Source organism: Myxococcaceae bacterium JPH2, from assembly GCA_016458225.1.
In the GTDB taxonomy this organism is placed as follows: domain Bacteria; phylum Myxococcota; class Myxococcia; order Myxococcales; family Myxococcaceae; genus Citreicoccus.
The window spans coordinates 399,851-422,632 of the sequence record JAEMGR010000010.1 but is presented as its reverse complement, the minus strand read 5'-3'; the positions used below and the strand labels follow the sequence as shown (position 1 = coordinate 422,632).

The following is a 22,782-nucleotide window of genomic DNA, read 5'->3' as shown; positions in this document are numbered from 1 at the left end:
GTGCTCCGGTCCCCGAGCGGGCGGACGACCGGTTCTGACGCGCCGTTGCACGCGCCGCGTGCATGTGGCGGCGGACGTTGGTATGGGGGGCGCCCGATGCCAAAGCGTACCGATATCCGCAAGGTTCTTGTGATTGGCTCGGGCCCGATCGTCATCGGGCAGGCCGTCGAGTTCGACTATTCCGGTACCCAGGCCATCAAGGCACTGAGGGACGAAGGCGTCGAGGTGGTGTTGCTCAACAGCAACCCAGCCACCGTGATGACGGACCCCGAGTTCGCCCACCGAACGTACATCGAGCCCATCACCGTGGAGGCGGCCGAGCGAATCCTGGCCGCTGAGCGCCCCGACTCCCTCTTGCCCACCATGGGTGGCCAGACGGCCCTGAATCTCGCCAAGGCCCTGGCCGAGCAGGGAATCCTGGAGAAGTACGGCGTGCGCCTCATCGGCGCATCGCTGGAGGCCATCAACAAGGCGGAGGACCGCCAGCTCTTCAAGGCCGCGATGCAGAAGATTGGCGTGTCGCTCCCCAAGAGCGGCTACGCCACCACGCTCGCTGACGCGCTGGCGCTGACGGACGAGATTGGCTTCCCGGCCATCATCCGTCCGTCCTTCACGCTGGGCGGCACGGGCGGTGGCATCGCGTACAACCGCGAGGAGTTCGAGACCATCTGCCGCTCCGGCCTCAAGGCGAGCCCCACCTCCACCATCCTCGTGGAGGAGAGCGTGCTCGGCTGGAAGGAGTACGAGCTGGAGGTGGTGCGTGACTCGGCGGACAACGTCATCATCGTCTGCTCCATCGAGAACCTGGACCCCATGGGCGTCCACACCGGTGACTCCATCACCGTGGCGCCCGCGCAGACGCTGACGGACCGCGAGTACCAGCGCATGCGCCAGGCCTCGCTGGCCATCATCCGCGAGATTGGCGTCGACACGGGCGGCTCGAACATCCAGTTCGGCATCCACCCGCGCGACGGCCGCATGGTCGTCATCGAGATGAACCCGCGCGTGTCCCGCTCCAGCGCGCTCGCCTCGAAGGCCACGGGCTACCCCATCGCGAAGATCGCCGCGAAGCTGGCGCTGGGCTACACGCTGGACGAGCTGCGCAACGACATCACCCGCGAGACGCCGGCCTCGTTCGAGCCGACCATCGACTACGTGGTGGTGAAGGTCCCCCGCTTCAACTTCGAGAAGTTCCCGCACGCGGACCGCACGCTCACCACCAGCATGCGCTCGGTGGGCGAGGTGATGGCCATTGGCCGCACCTTCCCCGAGGCGTACATGAAGGCCCTGCGCTCCATGGAGCTGGGCCGCGTGGGCCTGGAGTCCCCCGAGCTGCCCGCGGAGAAGGAGGAGCGCGAGAAGGTGCTGCACGAGTCGCTGCGCGTGCCTCGCCCCGAGCGGCCCTGGTTCGTGGCCCAGGCGTTCCGCGAGGGCATGACGGTGGAGCAGGTGCATGCCCTGTCCGCCATCGACCCGTGGTTCCTGCGGCACATCGAGGCGCTGGTCCGCGAGGCGCAGACGCTGGCGGACTACGGCCGGTTGGATCAGCTCCCGGACGACGTGCTGCGGATGGCGAAGTCGCACGGGTTCTCGGACAAGTACCTGGGCCGGCTGCTCGGCTATCCCGAGGCCGAGGTCCGTTCACACCGGCAGGCCCGCGGCATCCGTCCCGTGTACAAGCGGGTGGACACCTGCGCCGCCGAGTTCGAGGCGTACACGCCCTACCTGTACTCGACCTACGAGGAGGAGGACGAGTCGCCTCCCACGGACAGGCAGAAGGTGCTCATCCTGGGCAGCGGTCCCATCCGCATCGGCCAGGGCATCGAGTTCGATTACGCGTGCGTGCACGCGGCCTTCGCGCTGCGCGAGGCCGGGTACGAGACCGTGATGGTCAACTGCAACCCGGAGACGGTGTCCACCGACTACGACACGTCGGACCGCCTCTACTTCGAGCCGCTGACCATCGAGGACGTGCTGGAGGTGTCCCAGCGCGAGAAGCCGGTGGGCGCCATCGTGCAGTTCGGTGGCCAGACGCCGCTGCGGCTCAGCGTTCCCTTGGAGAAGGCGGGCCTGCCGATCCTGGGCACGTCGCCGGACGCCATCGACCGGGCCGAGGACCGCGAGAAGTTCTCCGCCCTCATCGAGAAGCTCGGGCTCACGCAGCCGGAGAACGGCGTCGCGCGCAGCCACGCCGAGGCCTTCAAGGTCGCCGAGCGCATCGGCTATCCGGTGATGGTGCGCCCCTCGTACGTGCTGGGCGGCCGGGCGATGGAGACCGTGTACGACGCGGCCAGCCTGGAGCGGTACATGCGCGAGGCCGTGAGCGCGTCGCCGGAGCACCCGGTGCTCATCGATCGCTTCCTCAAGGACGCCATCGAGGTGGACCTGGACCTGGTGGCGGACCGCACGGGCGCGACGCTCATCGGTGGCGTGCTGGAGCACATCCAGGAGGCCGGCGTGCACTCGGGTGACGCGGCCGCCACGCTGCCGCCGCACTCGCTTTCCCCGGACCTGGTGGAGCGCATGAAGGATCAGGCCAACGCGCTGGCTCGCGAGCTGGGCGTGGTGGGCCTGATGAACGTGCAGTTCGCCATCCAGGGGAAGACCATCTACATCCTGGAAGTGAACCCGCGCGCGAGCCGCACGGTGCCCTTCATCTCCAAGGCCACGGGCGTGCCGATGGCGAAGATCGCCGCGCTCTGCATGGTGGGCAAGACGCTCAAGGAGCTCGGCCACACGTCCGAGCCCGAGTTCCGCCACGTCGCGGTGAAGGAGAGCGTGTTCCCGTTCGCGCGCTTCGCGGGCGTGGACGTCATCCTGGGCCCGGAGATGAAGTCCACGGGCGAGGTGATGGGGCTCGCGGAGGACTACCCCACCGCGTTCGCCAAGAGCCAGCTGGCCGCGGGCGTGAAGCTGCCCAAGTCCGGCCGCGTGTTCATCTCCGTGAAGGACGATGACAAGCCGGCGGTGGTGGACCTGGGCCGCCGTCTGCGCGCCATGGGCTTCACGCTGGCCACCACGCGCGGCACGCACGAGTACCTGAAGACCAAGGGCATCGAGACGCAGATGGTGCAGAAGGTGAAGGAGGGCCGGCCGAACATCGTCGACAAGATTGTCGACGGGGAGATCGTCCTGGTCATCAACACCACCTTCGGCAAGCAGGAGATCTCCGACAGCTTCTCGCTGCGCCGCGAGTCCCTGATGCACTCGGTGCCGTACTACACGACGGTGCAGGCCGCCCGCATGGCGGTGGGCGCCCTCGAGTCGCTGAAGCGCTCCGAGCTGTCGGTGAAGTCGCTCCAGGAGTACCTGGGTGTGAAGCCGCAGCTTCCGGCGCGGCGGTAGGCCTCACTCCGCGCGGACGTGGGGGCCGGTCACTCCGGCCTCCTTCGTCCGCAGGCGGTCGCCGCCGGGGCGTGGGGTGCTGCTCCGGGGAGGCCTGATGGGGGAGAGACTGCTGCGGCGGCGGGGAGGGGCGTGCCCTGTCTTCTGGCTCCTCTTCGGAGCCTCCCCGCCGCGCTTCGGCTCCGGTTACGGGGCCGGGCTCGGCGTCGACTCGGGAGCAGCGTCGTCGCTCTGGGCGTTGTCCGTGGACTCACGGGCGGGTGCGCCACCCGGTGCAGCAGGAGCTGGAGCTCGGCGAGCGCTCGCAGCCGCCTGACGCACGGCCTCACGGGCGCGCTGGGCGACCTTCGGCGTCGGGCCGAGGATCATGTACATCTGCCGGCCTTCCATGCGCGGCATCTGCTCCGCGATCGCGATGTCCTTCAGGTCCTTCATGACATCGTCGAGGATGGCGCTGCCCAGTTCCTTGTGGGTGATCTCACGACCGCGGAACTGGATGACGACCTTGGCCTTGTTCCCGTCCTCGATGAACCGGCGGACGTTGCGGACCTTGAACTCGTAGTCGTGCTCCTCGGTCTTCGGCCGCAGCTTCACTTCCTTCAGCTGCACCGTGACCTGGGCCCGCTTGGCGTCCGAGGCCTTCTTCTTCTCCTCGTACTTGAACTTGCCGTAGTCCATGATCTTGCAGACCGGCGGCGTCGCCATGGGGCTGATCTCGACGAGGTCGAGCCCCTCCGAGCGAGCCCGCTCCAGCGCTGCTTCGAGCGGCATGACGCCAAGCTGCGCGCCATCCGGACCCACGACCCGGACTTCACGAGCACGGATACGACGGTTGGTTCTCTGGTCGCGGCTCCCGCCGCGGCTGCTTCGTTGTTCGCGAATGATGTGACCATCCTCCGAAATGGGTTTCGGGCCTGCGCTTCAAAGGTGTGACAGGCCCACGCGCTACGACAGGGAGTCCGTCGTGAAAGTGGGGCGACCCTCCCGTCAGCCGCTCCGCCTGGCAGGACGCCGTCGCCGTTTCGAGTGGACTCGAATGCCCCGCTCGCTCACCTAGCGGGACGAGGGGCATACCACCGACTTCGGTTCGTGGGGGAACCGTGCGTCGGAAAGTAATGCAGTCGTCTGGTTCTCGCCACGGAACCACCGGGCGAGCAGACACCCCGTGTGGGGTGGCGTCCGAGCGCCAGGCCCTGTCTTCCAGGGGACACGGGAGACCGGGGCACCCACGCCGCATGGGAGGCGGTGTGGGTTCTCGGACGTGGGGAGGGCGCCATCGCGTCGCGGAGCGAACAGCCTGGGGCCGATGCCGTGGGGGACCCCTGGGGTCGGCCGATGGGGCTCCGCATGTCTTCCCTGCGGACGAGCGGGGCGGGGGATGCGCGCAACGGTGCTGGGCGTGGTCGTACTGCTGGTGGGAATGGTCGCGCGCGCGGACCCCCAGGTCTATGCCGAGAGCTTGATGGTGAAGGTCCGTCCCGACACCGCGCCCCACGCGGGGAATGCGGTGCGGCTCACGGCGGCGCGCAACGAGGCCGTGAGCTTCCAGGTCATCGTGCACGGCGGGGACACCGGGGCGAGCGCTGTCACGGCCCGCTGCGCGGGACTGGACGGCCCGGTACACCTGGGAGGTCGTCAGCTCACGCTCTACCGTGAGGGTTACCTGGACGTGACGGTGCCGTCGGGGGGACCGGGCGAGGTGGGCTCCTGGCCGGATGCGCTGACGCCCGACGTGGACGAAGTCTTCGGCGAACCTCGGCGGGCGTTCCCGTTCGACGTGCCCCGAGGGGAGTCTCGGGGCATCTGGGTGGATCTGCTCGTGCCAGAGGACGCTCCACCCGGGAGCTACCAGGGCACCGTGGAGGTGCGGGACGCGGAGCGGGCGCTGGGCTCGGTCTCCGTGGCGCTGACCGTGGTGGATGTGGTGCTGCCCAGCACGCCCCTGTATGCCACGGCCTTCGGGCTGGAGCCGGACCTCGTCTGCGAGGCGCACACGGGCCGCAAGGACTGCGGCAGCGATGACGCGCGCGCCAGCCTGGTGGGGCTCTACGCGCGGCTGGCGTTGGACCATCGCATCACGCTGTCGGACGTGTTCGTCATCCAGCCATCGGGCGGGTGGTGGGATCGCTTCGACGCGGTCTATGGGCCGCTGCTGGATGGCACCGCGGCCACGCGCTTGAAGGGGGCGCGGATGACGAGCGCCCAGTACATGGGGCCCCTGGAGGACGGCGCGCTGGCCTCGTTCGTGGAGCACTTCACCGCGCGGGGATGGATTGATCGCGCGTACGACTACACCGCGGACGAGCCGCCGCTGTTCAGCACCTACGATGCGCTGCGGGCTCGCGCGACCGTGCTCCAGCGTTCCGCGCCGGGGCTGGTGCGCATGGTCACCACCAGCCTGCCGAAGGCCCAGGCGAACGGGGTCGAGGACTTGATTGGCCGCATCTCGGTGCTGATCCAGCTCATGTCCTCGAACGCCCCCGCCGATGCGGGCGTCGAGCGGCCGGCCTATGACACGTTCCTCACGCGGCCCGGCACGTCCCTGTGGCTGTACCAGAGCTGCTCCAGCCACGGCTGCGTGGGCGGCATGTCAGCGGAGAAGCACTGGCCCTCGTACATGGTGGACCACGCGGCGGCGCTCAACCGCGCCATGCCGTGGGTGGTGTTCCTCCAGCATGCCTCGGGGGAGTCGTACTACGAGACGACCGCGCGCCTGCCCACCGCGTGGACCGACCAGAGCTTCTATGGCGGGAATGGTGACGGGACGCTGTTCTATCCCGGGACGCCCGAGCGCATCGGCGGCACCACGCACGTGCCCTTGCCGAGCCTCCGCCTCAAGCTCCTGCGCGCGGGCGTGCAGGACTACGAGTGGCTGATGCGCGTGGCGGAGGCGGGCGACCCGGACTTCGCGGCGCAGGTGGCGCGCGAGCTGGTGCCGGCCGCGGATCAGATCACCTTGGACGGCGACGCGTTCGAGCGCGCACGGGAGCGCCTCATCGCGCGCTCCCTCGAGCTGGGGCCCGGAGGACCGAGGCAGGAGTCCATCTGGTCCACGGACCGAGGCTTCTCGGAGACCACGGGCTGTGGCTGTGGCGAGACGTCGCCTGGCACCGCGCTGACGGCCTGTGGCGCGGGGCTCGTCTGGGCGCTGCTGCGGCGTCGCCGTCGGCTCCAGCGCAGCCTCCAGAGCGAGCTGTCGAAGCGCACCCGTGGGTCCTTCCCTTCGCGTCGGCCGTGAGCGTCAGCCGACCGCGGGCTCGTCGGAGCAGCGCGGTCGCTTGCAGCCGGGCTTCACGCACACCTCGACGCCGAGGAGCCTGTTGATGGCGCTCAAGCCGATGCGCGAGGGCTGGACGCGGATGAGCACCGTGCGGTGTCCACACGCGACGCCCGTCTCCCAGTCGTCTCCGAGCCCCTCGGGCCAACCGCCGACCTGCACGGGGGTGGGGCAGGGGGCACCACCTTGGGTGAGCCCTTCCTGCTCGAGGAACGCGGCGTAGCGCGCGCGATTCAGGCGCTTGCCGGCATGTCGCGGCGCCGTGTCCTCCGAGGGGTAGTTCCCGCCTCGCGCATCCAGGCACGCCAGGCCGCTGCGGGGGAGTCATAGAACGAGATGCGCGCCGCGACGCCTTGGATGGACTTGGGCATGGGAGGGGCAGAGGAGTGGATCAGGAAGAGGTGACACCCGCGACCAGGTAGAAGCGCAGCTCGCCGGAGTTGACGCCATAGGCCACATCCACGCCGACGAGGGGCAGCACCACGTTGCGCAAATACAGGCGCAGGCCGGCGCCCACGCCCTGCGCGAGCGTGGCTCCGTCGAGGCCCGCCTTCGCGTCCGGGAGGTAGCCGCGCACCACGCGCCCCGTGACGTCGCGCAGCTGGCGGTCCTCGGGAATCGAGCGCCAGAGCATCAAGCCCGTGTCCGAGAACCCCACGCCGCGGAAGGCCAGCGAGCGGATGGTGAAGAGCGGGAAGTGATACTCGGCGGTGAAGGACAGGCGGGTGTCGCCTCGGAACTGTCGGTGGAGGAAGCCCCGCAGCGAGTTGCCTCCGAGCACCAGCTCCTGCTGGAAGGGCAGGTCCGTTCCCAGCGCCGCCTCCGCGCGCAGCACGAGGTTGTGCTCCTCGAAGAACCGCAGGCCGTGTCGGTAGAGCAGGCCGAACTTCCGATACTGGAACTCGCTCCACACGCCAGGGCTCGACAGCTCATAGGAGGCCTCCAGGTTCAGGCCCTCCATCACCGCGTGCAGCGTCTGCCGCGTGTCGATTCCCACCATCAGGCGCAGCGAGGTGTCGCGCTGCGAAGGGCCGGGCTCGAAGGCGGGCTCGGTCACGGGCGTGTCCTGGCTCGGCGGTCGCGCGTCGATCAACATCAGCCGGTACTTCGCCGCCGCGCGCACGCGCTCGAACAGCATGACCCCCAGCTCGCCCGCGATGGAGGCCGAGTTGAGTCGCGTGCGGCGCACCACCTCCGGCGACTCTTGCGTCGCGCCGGGGCGATACTCCTCCACGCGGTCGCTGCGAAGCTGTCCCTCCAGGCTCAGCTTGAGCTGCGGCAGGCCGAACAGGTTGGGATCCAGATAGCCCATGAACAGGCCGCTCTCGGCCGTGCTCACCTGCGCGGCCACCGCGAACTTCTTGCTTCGGCCCCAGAGGTTGTTCTCCGCGTAGAGCAGGCCTCCGCCCACGTTGGAGGATGACAACGCGAAGGTGGGCGCGACCACCCACGAGGCCTTGTCCTCCACCTCCAACACGAGCCGCACGCGGCCATCGGCCATGGGCTCGGTGCCCACGTGCACGTCCTGGAACAGGCCCGTGGCGGTGAGTCTCCGCTCGACCTTGAGCAGGTCCGCCTGCGTGAGCGCGTCGCCCTCGTCCACGCGCGCATAGCCTTGGATGGTCGCGGCCGTCGTGCGGCCCGTCTCGTTCACGACGACCTCGCCCACCACCTGGGTGGGCCCGGGGTCGACCTCTTGTGCTCGCGCGCCGCGTGCCCACAGCAGGGCCACGGCTCCGACGAACACGGCTGCCACGACGCTTCGACTCATCACACCTCGCACGAGCGCGCAGTCATAGCGCAATCCAGGCTGAGCGCGATCGGGACGGGACTCAGGGGGGAGGCTCGGGCTCCTGCATCCGAGCCTTCTCCGTGATGATGCGTTCTCGGACCGCGTCCCGCAGGGCGTGCACGTCCCCATTGAAGGCAGCGGGATCCATCGGGGGCAGGACGCGCACGTGGCAACGGGCCTGGTTTCGCATCACCAGCCCATGCTTCGGCAGCGTGCGCGCGGTGCCGGTCACGACGATGGGGATGACAGGACAGCCATGGTGCACCGCCAGCGTGAAGGCCCCATCCTTGAATGCCTTCACGTTTCCGTCCGCCGAGCGGGTCCCCTCCGGGAACATGAGGATGGGGACGCCACGCGAGAGCCACGCCTCGCACTGCGCCATCATGCGCCCGATGCTCTCCTTGTCGCCGCGCACGAGCGGCACGTAGCGGTTGAGCCGCATGTTCCAGCCGATGAACGGCAGCTTGAAGTTCTCCGCCTTGGAGACCCACTTGAAGGGGCGATAGAGGCCGAAGAGGACCAGCACGTCCCCGAGCGACTCGTGGTTGGCCACCAGCACCGCGGCGCCGCGCCAGGGCAGGTGCTCGCGGCCCTCGATGCGCAGGCGCCAGAGCGGGTTCACATACACGTAGAGCTGCGCCCAGAGGCATGAGTACAGGTGGAGCACCCTGCCGTTCGGGTCGAACGGGAGCGTGATGAGCCACACCAGCACGGCGCCCACGAAGAGCACGGCGCTGGTGAGCCCGAAGAAGGCCCAGAAGACGATGGAGAAGGGGAGTCCGATAGTGTCGCGCACTGTGTCACAGCTCGGTGAGCCCCGGCCGTGAACCCGCGACATGTCGACCGACACGTCGAAAATGCGTCGAAACCCCAGCGTGTCGCGCGGTTCGAGCCCTCGCCCGAGGGAGACGGCCCCGCGAGGGGCTGGGCACGCGGGGTGCAATTCCTCCCGGCGAACCCTCAAGGGAAGGATGCACCCATGGCCTCCACGTTCTCGCAGTCGCAGATCGCCGCCACGCTCTCGGCCATCGCGTATCTCGGGCAGTACGAATTCAACTCCTGGCGCTTCAGCACCATGAACAAGGCGATGTCGGGGACGATTGGGGGCTCGTGGAGCATCGCCTGGGGCCCCGCCACCGCCGGCCAGGACCTCGCCTATGTCGCGTATGACGGTGACAGCACCTACGCGGTGGTGGTGCGCGGCACGCTCGTCACGCGCGCGGAGGACCTCCTCCAGGACAAGGGCATCGGGACCCAGGTGGCGCTGCCCTTCACCGCGTCCTCGTTCCCCAATGCGCAGATCTCCCAGGGCGCCTCCGAGGTCTGGACGAACATCAACAGCATGGTCTCGTCGGTGCCGGGCTCGGGTTCGGGTGGGTTGCTCTCGTTCCTCCAGGGGCTCTCGGGATCGCCCACCATCCTCGTCACCGGCCACAGCCTGGGCGGGCAGACGGCCTCGGTGCTCGCGGCCTGGTTCGCGAGCACCTTGAGCGGCGCGACCATCGTCCCCATCACCGTGGCCGCGCCCACGGCGGGCGATGCGGCCTTCGCCTCCGCCTACGACACGGTCTTCGCGTCGAGCGCGCAGCGGCTCTACAACACGCTCGACGTGGTGCCGATGCTCTGGACCGTGGCGGGGCTGGACACCATCCTCACGCTCTACTCGGGCGGCCCCCAGTGCGGCCCCACGTGCTCGGCCGCGGTCAACGCCGCGCTCAACACGCTGCAGAAGGGCGGGGTGACGTACGTGCAGCCGAGCGCCAGCACGAGCCTGACGGGGTCGCTCTACAGCGAAAGCGGCATCCTCGCCTTCGAGGACGAGATCCTCGCTCAGCACAGCGCCCTCTACTACATGAGCCTTCTGGGCATTCCGACCAGCACCATCCAGGTCCTCAACAAGGACTGGGCGCCCCCGAGCACGGCGGCGGTTCGCTCGGTCGCCTGAGGCATGCGAGCGAGGCTTCCCGTCCCACCCGACGGGAGGCTACCGTGCGCGCACCGAGCGCGTCCGGTGGAGGTGGGGCGCGGCTCGTGCCACCCGCGTCCCACAGCCTCGAGGAGTCCCCGCATGTCTCGCGCCGCACCCGCCTTCGATCTCACCTCCGTGGACGTGGAGGGCTTTCACCGTGAGGTGAAGGCGCTGCGCGCGGAGATGGAGGCGAACCTGGGCGAGCCGGACGCGGCGCACCTGCGGAAGATTGAGCGCTGGGGTCGCGCGGCGACGCTCGTGGGGCTGGCCACTTGCTGGGTGATGCCCAATCCGCTCAGCGCCTTCGCGCTCGGATTGGGCCGCTCCACGCGATGGCTGCTCATGCACCACGTGGGGCACCGAGGCTATGACCGCGTGCCCGGCGTGGGCACGTCCCGTACGAGCAAGGGGTTCGCGCGGGGACTGCGGCGGTACGTCGACTGGCTCGACTGGATGCTGCCGGACGCGTGGATCTACGAGCACAACGTCCTGCACCACTCCTTCACGGGCGAAGAGGCCGACCCGGACCTGCTGGAGCGCAACGCCGAGGGCACGCTGCGCGACGCGGAGCGACCGCTGTGGCTTCGCTACACGCAGCTCGCGCTGCTCGCCCTGACGTGGCGCGCCAGCTACTACGCTCCCGAGACGCTGGGCTCGCTGCGCCGCAAGGGCCGGCGGGAAGGCGGCGCGCTCACGGGCGCGGAGCTGCGTGAGTTGTTCATGCGCTGCTATCTGCCCTATGCCGCCGTGAACTTCGTGCTGTTGCCGGCGCTGTTCCTGCTGGTGAGCCCTTGGGCCGCGTTCAGCGTGCTGTGCAACTCCGTGCTCGCGGACGTCTTCACCAACCTGCACACCTTCCTGGTGGTGGGGCCGAATCACACGGGCGAGGACCTGTACCGCTTCGACTCGTCTCCGGCGAACAAGGGCGAGCGCTTCGTGCAGCAGGTGGTCGGCAGCGCCAACTACCGGACGGGCGGGGACCTGAACGACTTCGCTCACCTGTGGCTGAACTACCAGATCGAGCACCACCTCTGGCCGGACATGCCCATGCTCAAGTACCGCGAGGTGCAGCCCAAGGTGCGCGCCCTCTGCGAGAAGTACGGCATTCCCTATGTGCAGGAGAGCGTCTGGACCCGCGCGAAGAAGATGGTCGCGGTGGTCGTGGGGCAGCGCTCCATGCGTCGCATGGCGCCGCCCCTGGCGCGAGCGGACATCACGGCGGCATGACGTCCGCTCAGGTCGCCGCGGCGCCGCGCTTGCGAGCCGGCGCTGCGCGCGCGAGGGCCGCGGGCGGTGGCGTCGCGGCGTCCTCGTCGTGGCGCACCGCCTGACCGTCCACCACCTGCACGCCATCTGGACGGGCCGGAGGTCCCAGGGTCGCCCGCAGCACGCGGTAGCTCTCCTCCAGCCGCCGGTGGAGCGCGTTGAAGGTGAGCTGGGCGGTGCCCGGCATGTCCTCGGTGTACGTGAAGTACCAGCGCAGCTCGTCCAGGCGCGAGTAGAAGTGATCCACCACCGCCGACTCCTGCTCGGTGAGGTGGACGAGTTGGGTAAATGCTCCGTCCGCGTAGCGCGAGGCGATGGTGCCCAAAAGCGGCTCTCGGCTGCGCAAGCGCGAGAAGAGGAGGAACATCTCATCGCGACGCGCGTCCAGCCGCCGCATGATGCCAGCGGCATCCATGGCGAGCAGGTTGCGCACGCGCGCGGTCATCTCATCGGCCTTCCGGCGGCGAGCCATGGACGCGCAGCCTACCGCGCCTGCTACGGTTCGGCGCCATGGTGCTCAAGATTGTGCAGGCAGGGGAGCCGGTGCTGCGGCAGCCGGCGCGCGACCTGACGGTGGAGGAGATTCGCGGGCCGGACGTCCAGCGGCTCATCGCGCTGATGCGGGACACGATGCGCGACGCGCCCGGCGTGGGGTTGGCCGCGCCTCAGGTGGGCGTGGGCGTGCGGCTGGTGGTCGTGGAGGACCGGGCCGAGTACCAGGCAGGCCTGTCCCCCGCTGAACTGTCCGCGCGCGAGCGCACGCCCGTGGGCTTCCACGTGCTCGCCAACCCCCGACTGTTCGTGGAGGATGCCTCGCCGGTCGAGTTCCACGAGGGGTGCCTGAGCGTGTCGGGCCTCGCGGCGCTGGTTCCTCGGGCGCGAGGGGTGCGGGTGGAGGCGCTCAACGAGCTGGGGGAGCCGGTGACGGTGTGGGCGCGGGGCTGGTATGCCCGCATCCTCCAGCACGAGTTGGATCACCTGGACGGAACGCTCTACGTGGACCGGATGGAGTCACGCAGCCTCACCACGCAGGAGAACCACCGCCGGCACTGGGCGGGCCGCACGACCGCTGAAGTTCGCGCGGCGCTGCGCTTGGGCGAGCGGCCTCCCTCCGCGCGCTAGGAGAACCGCATGAGCAGCTTCCTGTTCACGCCGCTCACGTTGCGTGGCCTCACGCTGCGCAACCGCATCGTCGTCTCGCCCATGTGCCAGTACTCCAGCGAGGACGGCTTCGCGAACGACTGGCACCAGGTCCACCTGGGCAGTCGCGCGGTGGGCGGCGCGGGGCTCGTGCTCACCGAGGCCACCGCCGTCGAGGCCATCGGGCGCATCTCTCCGAAGGACCTGGGACTGTGGAAGGACGCGCAGGTGGAGCGGCTCGCGCGCATCAACGCGTTCATGCTCGCGCAGGGCGCCGCGGTGGGCGTGCAGCTCGCGCACGCGGGGCGCAAGGCCTCCACCGCGCCGCCGTGGGAAGGGCAGGGCGCGGTCCCTCCCGAAGCCGGTGGCTGGCGTCCCGTGAGCGCGTCGGGGGAGCCCTTCGATACGGGCTCGCCCGTGCCGGAGACACTCGACGCGGCGGGCATCGCGCGCGTGGTGCAAGCGTTCGCGGACGCGGCGGGCCGGGCGCTGGAAGCGGGCTTCCAGGTCGCCGAGGTGCATGCCGCGCACGGGTATCTGCTGCATGAGTTCCTCTCGCCTCGGACCAACGCGCGCGCGGATCGCTACGGCGGGACTTTCGAGAACCGCACACGCCTCTTGCTGGACGTGGTGCGCGCCGTGCGGAGCCGTTGGCCGGAGTCGATGCCTGTCTTCGTCCGGTTGTCCGCGACCGATTGGGTGGAGAATGGCTGGACGGTGGAGGACTCCGTGGCGCTGGCGAAGAGGCTGGCGCCAGAGGGCGTGGACCTCGTCGACTGTTCCTCGGGCGGCCTCATCCCGGGCGTGAAGGTTCCCGTCGGGCCGGGCTACCAGACCCCGTTGGCTGAACGCGTTCGTCGCGACGCGGGTGTCCTCACGGGCGCGGTGGGGATGATCCGCTCGGCGATGCAGGCCGAGCACGTGCTGCGGACCGGGCAGGCGGATGTCGTCATCCTGGCGCGCGAGCTGCTGCGCGATCCGTATTGGCCGCTGCGCGCCGCGCGTCAGTTGAAGGAAGACGTGGCGTGGCCGCCGCAGTACGCGCGCGCCAAGGACTGAGGCGAGGCCGGGGCTCGCTCCGTGCCTTGGCCTCTCGCCGGTCGTTCTGGCTGTCCGAGTGGGCCGGGAAGCTTCCGCGTCGCTGGCGCCGGGCTCCATCCTGACGTGTCGACTGATGGCCCGGGCCTCGGGCCTCGAGGGAGCGCTCCATGTCCTCATCGAAACGGCGCAATCAGGGCCTCACCGCGGGCCTGTTGCTGTGGGGCCTGCTCGCCTTCCCGGTGTCAGGGTTCGCGGCGTCCGATGCGCCTCGGCCCTCGTCGAGCGGGCAGACCTGCGGTGGATTCGCCGGCGCGCCGTGTCCTCAAGGCTATCAGTGCGCGGATGATCCCAGCGACAGCTGCGATCCCGCTCACGGCGGCGCGGACTGCGTGGGGCTCTGCGCGCCCGCGGGTCCACCCGCCAAGCGCCCCGCCTGTGAGGGGATGAAGCCTACCGGGAAGGAGGCGACCGGGGGGAACACCGGTCAGACGATGCAGTGCCCGCAGGGCAACACCGGCTGTCCCCATTGCCGCGCCCCAGAGAGCGCGGCTCCGAAGCCGTAGGTCAGGCTACAGCGAGAAGCGGACGCCCACGCGCTCCTGGAACATGTGCACGTTGGTGTGGACGAGCCGGGCGTACGTGTACGAGCCGTGAATGGTGAGCGCGAACCAGCGATTGGGGTGCCACTCCACGCCTGCAAAGACTTCGGGGAACGTGCCGAACCGCGTCTCCTCATCCGGGTTCGAGTTGTTGTCGTCGAAGTCGTCCCAGTCGAAGTCCATCGCGCTGACGGCCGCCGACTCGAGGCCCAGGATGCCTCGGCTGGCGCCCACGCCGCCGAACTTGAGGCCCGCGCCCCCGTAGGGCACCCAGCGCTGATCCGCGGTGTCTCGCCAGCGGTACAGGATGCCCGGCGCCAGGCCGAACTCCGCGAAGTTCACGTCCGTGCTCGCCGCGCCCGCGCCCTCCAGGTGGATGCGCAGAGCCCAGCGCGTGCCGAGGTCAATCTGGACGCCCGTGGACAGGCTGGCGCCCTGCACGCTGCCGTACCGCGTGAAGGCCTGCATGGGGCCGATGGACACGGGCTCCATGTTGAATCCCGCGCCAAACAGGCCCGCGCGAGGCAGGTCCTCCATCACGGGGGCCTGCGCGAGCACCATCATCAAGGGGAACAGCAGCATGTCTTCTCCGAAGCGAGTCTAGAGTCCAGCGACCTTGGCCGAGCTGGCCACGGTGTAGCTGAACGACAGGGTCTGTTGCGAGCGAGGGTCTGCCTTCAACTCGAAGCGCACGATGCCTTCCTCGCTCACGCGTGTGGGCGGGGTTTGCGCTGAGTCCTTCACCAGCGCGACCTCCACGGCGGCCACCTCGGACACAGGGATGCGCTCCTCCAGGGCCAGGGACTCCGGACGCGAGCCCATGTTGGAGACAAAGAGCTTCACCTTGTGGGTGCGCGTGCGGCGACTCGTGAGCATCCGCGTCTCCTCGGACTCCTCCACCCGTCGGGCGATGCGCAGCGCGTCCTCGCTGCCGAAGCCCAGCTTCACGTGCTCGTTGCGTCCGGTGAACTTCAGCTGCGCGCGCCCCACGTAGCCGCTGGAGCGCACCAGGTCCACCGGGCCCGCGAGCAGGACCGCGGGTCCCACGTTCTCGAAGCGCGCCACGCGGTGCACCAGGGGCGACTGCTCCGGGCAGGCCACCAGCTCCGAGCGGGCCGGCGCCGTGAACTGCAGCAGCGGGACTCGGTGCGGCTCGCCATTCGAGAGCACCTGGGCCGGGTGCGGCGCGGCCAGGGTGAGCGCCTCGCCGCCGTCGTCCATGCCAGGCAGTGAGTCCGGCTGTCGCGAGCGGCCCGCCTCGCCGGTTGTCTGGATGACCTCCTCGCGGACCGACACGTCCACGACGCGCTTCTCGCGCTCGGACTTGTCGCGCAGCCAGATCCAATCCTCGGTGAGTCGAGGCGGCGTCGCGCCGAGCGTGGGGCGGGCGGTGGAGAACGTGAGGGCCACGTCCTTCCAATCCTCTCCGGTGTGCTGCCACACCACGGCCTCGCACTCCAGCGTCACCTGCTCGCCGGTCTCCGTGGCGCGCAGCGTGGCGCGGTAGGCCGGGCGCCAGGCCGCGCAGGGCACCAGATAGGTGAGTGTCAACGTGGCGGCTCCACCGGAGGGGTGGTTGACCTCCAGCTCGGCCAGCGTGTCCAGCTTCGGCTCGGGCTGGAGCGCCTGCGCCGCCGCGCGCTGGGCCTCGCTGAGTTCGTGGGTCGCGGCCTCTTCGCGTCGCCGCGCCTCGCGGAGCTGCGCCTCCACCGCGTCGAGCTGCTCGCGGGCCAGTCCCAGCTGCTCGCGCCACGTGACGGGATGGGCATCGCCCACGCCGGTCTGCTCCGAGATGGCGCGGTACACATCCGCGCGCGCGGTCTGTAGCAGGCCCTGCTTGACGATGAGCCGCTGCACGTCCGCCGCGCGCCGTGCCTGCTCCTCGCGCAGCGAGGCCACGCGCCGCTCCAGCTCGGTGCGCAGCACCCGTTCAGCCTCGGGAGGTTGAGGCCGCGTCACCCGTCGCAGTCGGGCCTGGGCGACGACTCCACCGGACAGCCTGGCTTGAATCGAGCGGTCCACCGCCACGCGAGGAAGTCCCTCGATGACGAGCTTCTGGGCGCCTGGAGAGAGGGTGACCTCGCCACGGCGCTCCACGAGCGCGCGGTCCTCCAGCAAGGTCACCTTGCTCACGGGCAGGGAGCGGGGCGCGTGCATCAGGTCCTCCGGTTGCCGCCGTCGAGCATCTTCGCGGCGGGAATCTTGATGGTCCATGTGGCCTTCAGCGTCTGCGACTCACCGGGCTGGAGCGCCACGCGCCACGCCCGCTCTCCTTCCACCACCGTCTCGCCGGGCAGCAACGCGCGCTTCTGCCAGCCGGGCGCCACCTCGGCCTCCTCGACCTTGATGTCCTTCTCCGAGGGAGGAACGACGGGCAGCCGCTCCTGCACCTCCAGCGTCACCCGATGGCCGAGCCGATTGGCCACGTCGACGAGGACTTGATGCGTGAGCAGCGTGTTGCCGCCGAACATGCCGCCCGAGGCCTCGTCGAAGCGGGTGTTGCGCGCGACCTTGATGGCCTCTTCGACGCCCAGGCCCAGTCGCTGCGTCGCGCCCGGCGCCAGGGTGGGCAGGGGAGACGTCATCAGGAACTCCTCGCCGAGCGTCACGTCCACCGGGCCGGCGAGGAGCGGGTAGGTGGTCCGGTTCTCGATGCGCACGGTGCGGAACGCGCGGGGCTCCACCGAGGGCACGCAGAGGTACTCGGCCACGAGCCCCACGGGGACCGCGAGCAGGGGCACCGTGTGCCACGCGCCGTCCGACGGCACCTCCGCGCGTGCCTCCACGTCGAAGCGCGCGTCGAACTGCTGCGCGGACTCGCGCGGGGGGACGGTCCACGTGGGCGCCGGCACGCTGTGGATGCCGCGTGCCCGCTGCTCCTGCGTGGCGAGCAGGGTGACGACGTCGACCTGGACACGGACCGCCGTGAGCGCGAGCAACTCGCGCGAGGCGTCCGCGGGGCGCGGGCGCAGGCGGCCGCGTGCACCCGGGACCTCGGCCGACATCAGCGTGAGCTGCTGATAGTCGAGCAGCGACTCGGAGACCTCCACCCGAGGCTCCGCGAGGTCCTGGCTCGGGGCGGGCGCGCCGCCCTCCTCGTCGAAGGCCATCTCGGGCGCTCCGCCAAAGCTCGGCTCGTCCTCATCCATGAGCAGCTCTTTGGGCGCGGGCTCGGCGCTGCGCTTCTTGCTCTTCTCCTGGGAGCGCATCAGTCCACCGCCGCGTGCGGATGCCGGCGCAATGGACGCTGCGGGAACCGAGGGACGCGCCGCGGAGGGCCTGGCTCCCGCGGGCGCCGGGGCACGCGGGGGCGGCGGTGGAACGGGCATCGCGCCGTCCACGGCTCCGGAGGAGGAGGCCATTGAAGGCTCGTCGCGCGGCGCCGCGTTTCCGCCGACCCGAAGGTCCGGCATGTTCCTGGGCGCCGCGGGAGGCGACATCGGCTTTCGCGGGCTCACGGGTGGGGGGGCGCTGTCATAGCCAGCGAACAGCTCGTCCAATCCCGCGGCCGGCTCGCGCCACCCCGAGCGAGGCGGAGGCGGCTGGCTGCGGCCGATGCGCAGCGCCTTCAGCTCGGGCACCTCCGCGCGTCGCTCCAGGTCCGCGGTGGAGACCGACAGGCGCACGCCGCTCCAGTCCTCGCCCGTGAGCTGGAGCACCGAGGCGCGCATGCGCAGCGTGCCGTCCTGCAACGAGCGCGGCAGCCGCAGGTCATACGTGGGCACCCAGCGCGCGCCCGTGACGGCGTACTCCAGCGCGATCCGGGCCGGGCCCTCCGAGGTCAGCGGGCCCGCCAGTGACAGCACCGCCGCGCGGTAGAGCTGGGCGCGCTGGCCTCGCGCGGCGCCGGACTGCTCGCGGATCCGCGCGCGGCGAAGCTCCAGCTCGGCCAGGGCGTCGCGCTCCTCGCGCTCCAGCTCCAGCCGCCGCTGATTCAGCGCGGTCAGCTCCGTGTCCACGAACTCCGCGAGCGCGAGCGTCGCCGTCAGGGGCGTCTGGCGCGGTGGCTCGCCCTTGCGGTTCGGGAGCGCGGTGGGCTTCAGCTCCATCAGCACCTGGATGTCGCGCCGCGTCTGCTCCAGGCGGGCGCCCACGTCGGTCCGCGCACGCTCGGCGCGCTCCAGTGCGTGGCGCTCGGCGGGGAGATCCGCTTCGGTGGGGAGCCGCACGTCGAAGAGCGGCTGGATGCCACGCACGACGAGACCCGGGGGGCCCTCCACCACGCGGGCTCGGAGCGAGCCGACACGCAGCGACAGGGGCAGTCCTTCGACCCTCACCTCCGCGGGGAACTGGCCTCCCTCGCTGGGGACGGAGAGGAGGCGGGTGCACAGCGCTCCCTCCGCGTGAACGGTGACCGCATCCAGGACGGACGGAACAACTGGCATCGAGCCCCCTCGTCGCGAAGACGACGACACGCTATCCGAGGAGCCCCGACACAGGCCATCTCCTCGGCGGTTCGCGGAAGGGGGAGGGGTGGGTCAGAACAGCGACAGCTGAGTGCTCGGCCCGCCCTGTGGCGTCTTGGGCGGCAGCGGTTGGAAGCCGCGCGCGCGGGTCCACTCCTCGGTGGGGCCGGCCCACTGGTGCGCGCTCATGAGCACGTGGCCCTTCTCATCGAAGCCCACGCCTTCTTCCTCGAGTCGCTCTTTCTGGCCGTAGCCCGAGGTGCTGATGCCACCCGTGCGGTTGATGATCCGCTGCCAGGGACAGGTCGCCGCGCGAGCACCCAGCGCGGCCATGGCGTGCCCCACGATGCGCGCATCGCAGCCGTCACCGACGATGGTCGCGATGTCGCCGTAGGTGGACACCTGCCCGCGAGGGACCTGCTCGCAGACCGTGTAGATGCGCTCGTAATAGTCGCGCTCGTCGCGCGCGGTCGGGGTGCTCATGGTGCCTCCGTGGCGGGGCGCCTAATTGGCTGCTCGGTCGGGGTGAGTCAAGCAAGGTGTGCGCGCATGCCGCGTTCGCGCGTGACGGATGTGTTGGGACCGACAGCGGCGGAGCAGCGCTCCTTTGCCTGTCTCCATTGGAGGTGGCGAAGCGCCGTGTTGTAGGTTTCCGCCCATGGCCGAGCCGCGCACGGAGAGCGTGAAGTGGGTCGAAAAGGTCATCGAGGTCGTTCGCGCCCGAGGCTGGAAGGCGCTCGACACCTTCGACCGCTACCGGCCCGAAGCTCCGCTGTTCCGCCCGCTCCCTGCCGACGTGCTCGCGTCGCTCACCTTGCCCCAGGGCGCGCCCCTGCCGCCCTCGCTCCGGACGTGGCTCGCCTTCGACGCGGGCTTCCTGGCGCACTGGGGTTGGTTCGAGCTGGAGCCCACCTTTCGTTGGACGCCGCGCTCGCTCCAGGAGATCGCCCGCGCCGAATATGACGGCGAGCCCTCACCCGAGATGGACGGCCAACCGCCTCCGGAGCTGGATGACTCGGAGTCCTCCGGCCCGCGTGACGTGGCGTGGTCGCCGTACTTCGCGGTGCCCACGATGTCGCACGCGTTCCTGTTGCCGGGAGGCTCCGACACGCGGCGGGTCTACGTGCTCACCTCCGAGCCCGACGCGGCCGGGGACTACCCGGTGCTCTACACGGACATCGATGATCAGCCGCTCCTGGCCGTGCTGTACCCGGGGCTGGATCTCTATCTGGCGGAGACCGCGGGGCTGCTGAAGCCGGAGGGCGTGGACTTCAACACGGTGCGAGAGGATCGCCGCTTCCGCTCGCGCTTCCGTCACCACGAGCGGGTGGCGCTGGCCGGACGCCGCGAGGTGGAGTGGCCCGCGGAGGTGCTCGCGCCGCCGCGCGCTGAAGTGACGGACGTCATCAATCCGTTCACCGGCATCCCCGTGCAGGTGTTCTCACTGGCTCGCGAGGACTGGACGCAGATGCTCGCGAAGCTGCGCCCCTCGGGCACGCGGACGCCCTTCAAGGGCGCGAGCGAGGCGAACCTCGCCAGCATCGAGGCTCGCTGGGGCTGGGCGCTGCCATCCGCGTTGCGGCGCTTCCTGGCGGGCGTGGATGGACTGCGGCTGGGGCGCTACCACTTCCTGAGCAGCGCCGAGTTGTTGGCGGAGGCCCCGCAGCGCGCGCTCGCGATGCGCGCCGCGGAGCAGCTCCCGCCGCCCGAGGGCCCGCGACTCTTCTGGGCCGAGTCGAAGGCGGACGGGGTGCTCGCGTACCTGGAGGTCCAGGACGGCGAGGTCATCTCCTTCGTGGCCGACGAGGGGCTGGTCCGCGAGGAGCCGTGCGTGGAGACGTTGGAGGCGCTGGTGGAGCGCGCGCGCGTGCAGGACTGAGGGCCTCGCGGCGACTCAGGGGTCCACGGTGAGGATGTCGGTGGAGATGCGGATGGGCGAGCCCCAGTCGATCTTCACCCGGAACTCCACGCGCCCTTCCTTCACCACGATGTTCTGCACCGTGTAGGTCGCGGCGCCATTGAAGCGGTTGCCTGCGTTGTCGACCTCGCTGGCGGACACATAGACGTGCGAGCCCGCGTGGATGGCGCCCCAGTTGAAGCCGAAGTTCACCGTGCCGTTCACGCTGGGCCAGCCGTCGTAGCGCAGCGCCGCGCCGGTGAGCGTGCCGCTGATGCTCCGCGGTGTCTGACGCGCGTCCACGGTCATCTCATAGTCTGCCTTCTGCGCGGGGGAGCGGCTCGTCGACTCCGTGCTGGTGGCGTGGGATTGCAGCAGCGCGAGCGACGACACCGCGACGACGACGGCGAGGGGACGGGGGTTCATCGATGGGACTCCGGGGGAAGGGCGCTGACGCGCGAGGGTGGGGGAGGATCCCGTGGCGCGGCCCGCGCGTTCCACGCGACCCGAGCGCCTGTCCCGTGTTCTGTGCCCAGCGGAGGTCCTGCGCTCACGTCCTGGGCGCGCCCTGGCCTGGCGTTCGCATCCCCGCGCGAAGACTCGTTACAGTGGATTCTTCGAGTGGAGGCATGCGTGGAGCGCCAGCGAAGCATGGGGGGACCTGCGGTGGAGCAGGAGGCGGCGCGGCCCTGCGTGGCCTGCGGCGCGGTGCGCGAGACGCCTCGGTGCGGGCACTGCGGCGCGGCCGATGCCCCGGGGGGCTATTGTGTCGAGCGCGTCCTCTCGCAGTCGCCGCATGGCCGCGTGTACCTGGCGGTGGATGCCTCGGGCCGGCGCGTTGCCCTCAAGGAGCTGCTGTTCGCGCTGGTCCCTGGCCCCGAGCAACTGGACGCCTTCGAGCGGGAAGCGGCCGTGCTGCGCTCGCTGTCGCACCCGGACATCCCTCGGTTCCTCGCCAGCTTCCAGGAGGGGAGCGGGGTGGGGACGCGGCTCTATCTGGCGCAGGAGTACCTGGAGGGAGAGTCGCTGCTTCAGCGCCTCGAACGCGAGCCGTTGCGCGAGGACGAGGCCTGGAGTCTCGCGGAGCAGGTGCTGGAGACGCTCGACTCGCTGCACCAGCGCAGGCCCGCGCTGCTGCACCGTGACGTGAAGCCCGCCAACCTCATCCTGCGGCCCGGGGGCCGCGTGGCGCTGGTGGACTTCGGCTCGGCGCGGCACCTCGCCCGCGAGGTGACCCATGGCTCCACGTTGGTGGGCACCTTCGGGTACATGCCACCCGAGCAGCTGGGGGGCACCGTGGAGCCGTCCAGCGACCTCTACGCGCTGGGGGCTACGCTCATCCATGCGCTGAGCGGACGCTCGCCAGCGGACCTCCTCGATGATCGCCTGACGCTCGCGTTCGACGCCGACGTCCGGGTGTCACCGGCGCTGCGGTCGTTCCTTCACACGTTGGTCGCGCCGCGCCGCTCGGAGCGCTTCGGCTCGGCCGCCACCGCGCTGGACCGCCTGCGCTCGCTGCGCGCTCCGCCGCCCGTGACGTTCCCCGCCGAGTCGGTCGTCGCGCTTCACCCCGCGCCGGTCACCCCTACTGAGCCGGTCGTCGCGCTTCACCCCGCGCCCGTCGCGCCACCCCTCACCGCGCAAGCCGTGGTGCTCCCGGTCGAGCCGATCGCGCCCCTCGCCACCGAGCCTGTCGTGGTGCTCCATGCCGCGCCGGCCGTGGCGACCCTGGAGGCTGCGCCTGCTCTTCGGCGGAGTGCGCTGCGGTGGATCCTCCTCGGGGCCGCCATGGCGGTGGGCGTGGGCGTGGCGGCGACGGGCTACCTCGTGCTCACGCTTCGCGCGGATCCGCCTCCCCCTCCGCCTCCCGTGGTCGCGCCCCCGCATGGGGGCCGGCCCGTAGCGCCCATCCCCGCGGACGAGGCGGGCGGGCATCGCCACTTCCGCACGCCCTGGCAGCCCGGCTCGGGCTCGCGGTAGGCTCGCGAGCGGCTGGAAGACCACGCGAGGAGGGGGGAACTCGCGGCCCGGAGCGCACGCGCCCGTGGCT

At 70.4% G+C, this 22,782-nt stretch carries 19 protein-coding genes; 9 read left to right on the top strand and 10 right to left on the bottom strand.

Annotated features, from left to right (window positions below):
• The first annotated feature begins 96 nt into the window (after nucleotides 1-96).
• A complete protein-coding gene (carB, locus tag JGU66_19150; protein MBJ6762886.1) occupies nucleotides 97-3,345 on the top strand; it encodes a carbamoyl-phosphate synthase large subunit in 3,249 nt (1,082 codons plus the stop codon).
• A gap of 186 nt (nucleotides 3,346-3,531) precedes the next feature.
• Here the strand turns inward: carB and infC are convergent, their stop codons facing one another.
• Entirely contained in the window at nucleotides 3,532-4,230 is a 699-nt protein-coding gene (gene infC / locus JGU66_19145; protein MBJ6762885.1) for a translation initiation factor IF-3, read from the bottom strand.
• Nucleotides 4,231-4,723: 493 nt separating this feature from the next.
• On the opposite strand from infC, the gene JGU66_19140 reads away from it, so the two are divergent.
• Nucleotides 4,724-6,583, top strand: a complete 1,860-nt coding sequence (locus JGU66_19140; GenBank protein ID MBJ6762884.1) for a DUF4091 domain-containing protein — start codon at nucleotides 4,724-4,726, stop codon at nucleotides 6,581-6,583.
• A 3-nt stretch (nucleotides 6,584-6,586) separates the two neighbouring features.
• On the opposite strand, the gene JGU66_19135 is transcribed toward JGU66_19140, so the two are convergent.
• The 3 genes from JGU66_19135 to JGU66_19125 all read right to left on the bottom strand — a co-directional run bounded on the left by JGU66_19135 (nucleotide 6,587) and on the right by JGU66_19125 (nucleotide 9,252).
• Nucleotides 6,587-6,784 (bottom strand): hypothetical protein, encoded by a 198-nt coding sequence (locus JGU66_19135; protein ID MBJ6762883.1) that lies wholly within the window; start codon nucleotides 6,782-6,784, stop codon nucleotides 6,587-6,589.
• Nucleotides 6,785-7,013: 229 nt separating this feature from the next.
• The gene (locus tag JGU66_19130) at nucleotides 7,014-8,393 is read right to left on the bottom strand and encodes a BamA/TamA family outer membrane protein (protein ID MBJ6762882.1); all 1,380 of its coding nucleotides are present in this window, start codon (nucleotides 8,391-8,393) and stop codon (nucleotides 7,014-7,016) included.
• 61 nt (nucleotides 8,394-8,454) lie between these two features.
• Complete coding sequence (locus tag JGU66_19125; GenBank protein MBJ6762881.1) at nucleotides 8,455-9,252, bottom strand: 1-acyl-sn-glycerol-3-phosphate acyltransferase; 798 nt, start codon at nucleotides 9,250-9,252, stop codon at nucleotides 8,455-8,457.
• A 141-nt stretch (nucleotides 9,253-9,393) separates the two neighbouring features.
• On the opposite strand from JGU66_19125, the gene JGU66_19120 reads away from it, so the two are divergent.
• Together JGU66_19120 and JGU66_19115 are read left to right on the top strand one after the other, a co-directional pair.
• Nucleotides 9,394-10,359, top strand: a complete 966-nt coding sequence (locus JGU66_19120) for a hypothetical protein (GenBank protein ID MBJ6762880.1) — start codon at nucleotides 9,394-9,396, stop codon at nucleotides 10,357-10,359.
• Nucleotides 10,360-10,482: 123 nt separating this feature from the next.
• Nucleotides 10,483-11,610, top strand: a complete 1,128-nt coding sequence (locus tag JGU66_19115) for a fatty acid desaturase (GenBank protein MBJ6762879.1) — start codon at nucleotides 10,483-10,485, stop codon at nucleotides 11,608-11,610.
• Nucleotides 11,611-11,617: 7 nt separating this feature from the next.
• On the opposite strand, the gene JGU66_19110 is transcribed toward JGU66_19115, so the two are convergent.
• Nucleotides 11,618-12,121 (bottom strand): hypothetical protein, encoded by a 504-nt coding sequence (locus JGU66_19110; protein ID MBJ6762878.1) that lies wholly within the window; start codon nucleotides 12,119-12,121, stop codon nucleotides 11,618-11,620.
• Between the two features lie 38 nt (nucleotides 12,122-12,159).
• On the opposite strand from JGU66_19110, the gene def reads away from it, so the two are divergent.
• The 3 genes from def (at nucleotide 12,160) to JGU66_19095 (ending at nucleotide 14,393) form a co-directional block, all read left to right on the top strand.
• On the top strand, nucleotides 12,160-12,771 hold the full coding sequence (def, locus tag JGU66_19105; GenBank protein ID MBJ6762877.1) for a peptide deformylase: 612 nt from the start codon (nucleotides 12,160-12,162) through the stop codon (nucleotides 12,769-12,771).
• Between the two features lie 9 nt (nucleotides 12,772-12,780).
• Nucleotides 12,781-13,848 carry an NADH:flavin oxidoreductase/NADH oxidase gene (locus JGU66_19100; GenBank protein ID MBJ6762876.1) on the top strand — a complete coding sequence of 356 codons (1,068 nt, stop codon included), beginning with the start codon at nucleotides 12,781-12,783 and terminating at the stop codon, nucleotides 13,846-13,848.
• Nucleotides 13,849-13,997: 149 nt separating this feature from the next.
• On the top strand, nucleotides 13,998-14,393 hold the full coding sequence (locus tag JGU66_19095; GenBank protein ID MBJ6762875.1) for a hypothetical protein: 396 nt from the start codon (nucleotides 13,998-14,000) through the stop codon (nucleotides 14,391-14,393).
• Between the two features lie 6 nt (nucleotides 14,394-14,399).
• On the opposite strand, the gene JGU66_19090 is transcribed toward JGU66_19095, so the two are convergent.
• The 4 genes from JGU66_19090 to JGU66_19075 form a co-directional block, all read right to left on the bottom strand.
• Nucleotides 14,400-15,011, bottom strand: a complete 612-nt coding sequence (locus JGU66_19090) for a hypothetical protein (protein ID MBJ6762874.1) — start codon at nucleotides 15,009-15,011, stop codon at nucleotides 14,400-14,402.
• Nucleotides 15,012-15,029: 18 nt separating this feature from the next.
• Nucleotides 15,030-16,586: a DUF4139 domain-containing protein gene (locus JGU66_19085; protein MBJ6762873.1), complete on the bottom strand. Its 1,557-nt coding sequence runs from the start codon at nucleotides 16,584-16,586 to the stop codon at nucleotides 15,030-15,032.
• Nucleotides 16,586-18,814, bottom strand: coding sequence for a DUF4139 domain-containing protein (locus JGU66_19080; protein MBJ6762872.1), 2,229 nt, complete (start codon nucleotides 18,812-18,814; stop codon nucleotides 16,586-16,588). The genes JGU66_19085 and JGU66_19080 overlap by 1 nt, the downstream gene beginning before the upstream one ends.
• 93 nt (nucleotides 18,815-18,907) lie before the next feature.
• On the bottom strand, nucleotides 18,908-19,318 hold the full coding sequence (locus tag JGU66_19075; protein ID MBJ6762871.1) for an MGMT family protein: 411 nt from the start codon (nucleotides 19,316-19,318) through the stop codon (nucleotides 18,908-18,910).
• Between the two features lie 175 nt (nucleotides 19,319-19,493).
• Between JGU66_19075 and JGU66_19070 the strand changes: the two genes are divergently transcribed.
• Nucleotides 19,494-20,714 (top strand): SMI1/KNR4 family protein, encoded by a 1,221-nt coding sequence (locus tag JGU66_19070; GenBank protein MBJ6762870.1) that lies wholly within the window; start codon nucleotides 19,494-19,496, stop codon nucleotides 20,712-20,714.
• Nucleotides 20,715-20,729: 15 nt separating this feature from the next.
• Here JGU66_19070 and JGU66_19065 read toward each other — a convergent pair whose 3' ends face one another.
• Complete coding sequence (locus tag JGU66_19065; protein MBJ6762869.1) at nucleotides 20,730-21,158, bottom strand: hypothetical protein; 429 nt, start codon at nucleotides 21,156-21,158, stop codon at nucleotides 20,730-20,732.
• Between the two features lie 225 nt (nucleotides 21,159-21,383).
• Between JGU66_19065 and JGU66_19060 the strand changes: the two genes are divergently transcribed.
• Nucleotides 21,384-22,712, top strand: coding sequence for a protein kinase (locus JGU66_19060; protein MBJ6762868.1), 1,329 nt, complete (start codon nucleotides 21,384-21,386; stop codon nucleotides 22,710-22,712).
• The last annotated feature ends 70 nt before the right edge of the window (nucleotides 22,713-22,782 follow it).

Bases quoted from the DNA above. Each gene is read 5' to 3' on its own strand.
- JGU66_19085 (MBJ6762873.1), bottom strand. From the start codon at position 16,586: ATGCACGCGCCCCGCTCCCTGCCCGTGAGCAAGGTGACCTTGCTGGAG.
- JGU66_19115 (MBJ6762879.1), top strand. From the start codon at position 10,483: ATGTCTCGCGCCGCACCCGCCTTCGATCTCACCTCCGTGGACGTGGAG.
- JGU66_19140 (MBJ6762884.1), top strand. From the start codon at position 4,724: ATGCGCGCAACGGTGCTGGGCGTGGTCGTACTGCTGGTGGGAATGGTC.
- JGU66_19095 (MBJ6762875.1), top strand. From the start codon at position 13,998: ATGTCCTCATCGAAACGGCGCAATCAGGGCCTCACCGCGGGCCTGTTG.
- JGU66_19100 (MBJ6762876.1), top strand. From the start codon at position 12,781: ATGAGCAGCTTCCTGTTCACGCCGCTCACGTTGCGTGGCCTCACGCTG.
- carB (MBJ6762886.1), top strand. From the start codon at position 97: ATGCCAAAGCGTACCGATATCCGCAAGGTTCTTGTGATTGGCTCGGGC.
- JGU66_19075 (MBJ6762871.1), bottom strand. From the start codon at position 19,318: ATGAGCACCCCGACCGCGCGCGACGAGCGCGACTATTACGAGCGCATC.
- JGU66_19080 (MBJ6762872.1), bottom strand. From the start codon at position 18,814: ATGCCAGTTGTTCCGTCCGTCCTGGATGCGGTCACCGTTCACGCGGAG.
- JGU66_19070 (MBJ6762870.1), top strand. From the start codon at position 19,494: ATGGCCGAGCCGCGCACGGAGAGCGTGAAGTGGGTCGAAAAGGTCATC.
- JGU66_19130 (MBJ6762882.1), bottom strand. From the start codon at position 8,393: ATGAGTCGAAGCGTCGTGGCAGCCGTGTTCGTCGGAGCCGTGGCCCTG.
- JGU66_19120 (MBJ6762880.1), top strand. From the start codon at position 9,394: ATGGCCTCCACGTTCTCGCAGTCGCAGATCGCCGCCACGCTCTCGGCC.
- def (MBJ6762877.1), top strand. From the start codon at position 12,160: ATGGTGCTCAAGATTGTGCAGGCAGGGGAGCCGGTGCTGCGGCAGCCG.
- JGU66_19090 (MBJ6762874.1), bottom strand. From the start codon at position 15,011: ATGCTGCTGTTCCCCTTGATGATGGTGCTCGCGCAGGCCCCCGTGATG.
- JGU66_19060 (MBJ6762868.1), top strand. From the start codon at position 21,384: ATGGGGGGACCTGCGGTGGAGCAGGAGGCGGCGCGGCCCTGCGTGGCC.
- JGU66_19110 (MBJ6762878.1), bottom strand. From the start codon at position 12,121: ATGGCTCGCCGCCGGAAGGCCGATGAGATGACCGCGCGCGTGCGCAAC.
- JGU66_19065 (MBJ6762869.1), bottom strand. From the start codon at position 21,158: ATGAACCCCCGTCCCCTCGCCGTCGTCGTCGCGGTGTCGTCGCTCGCG.
- JGU66_19125 (MBJ6762881.1), bottom strand. From the start codon at position 9,252: ATGTCGCGGGTTCACGGCCGGGGCTCACCGAGCTGTGACACAGTGCGC.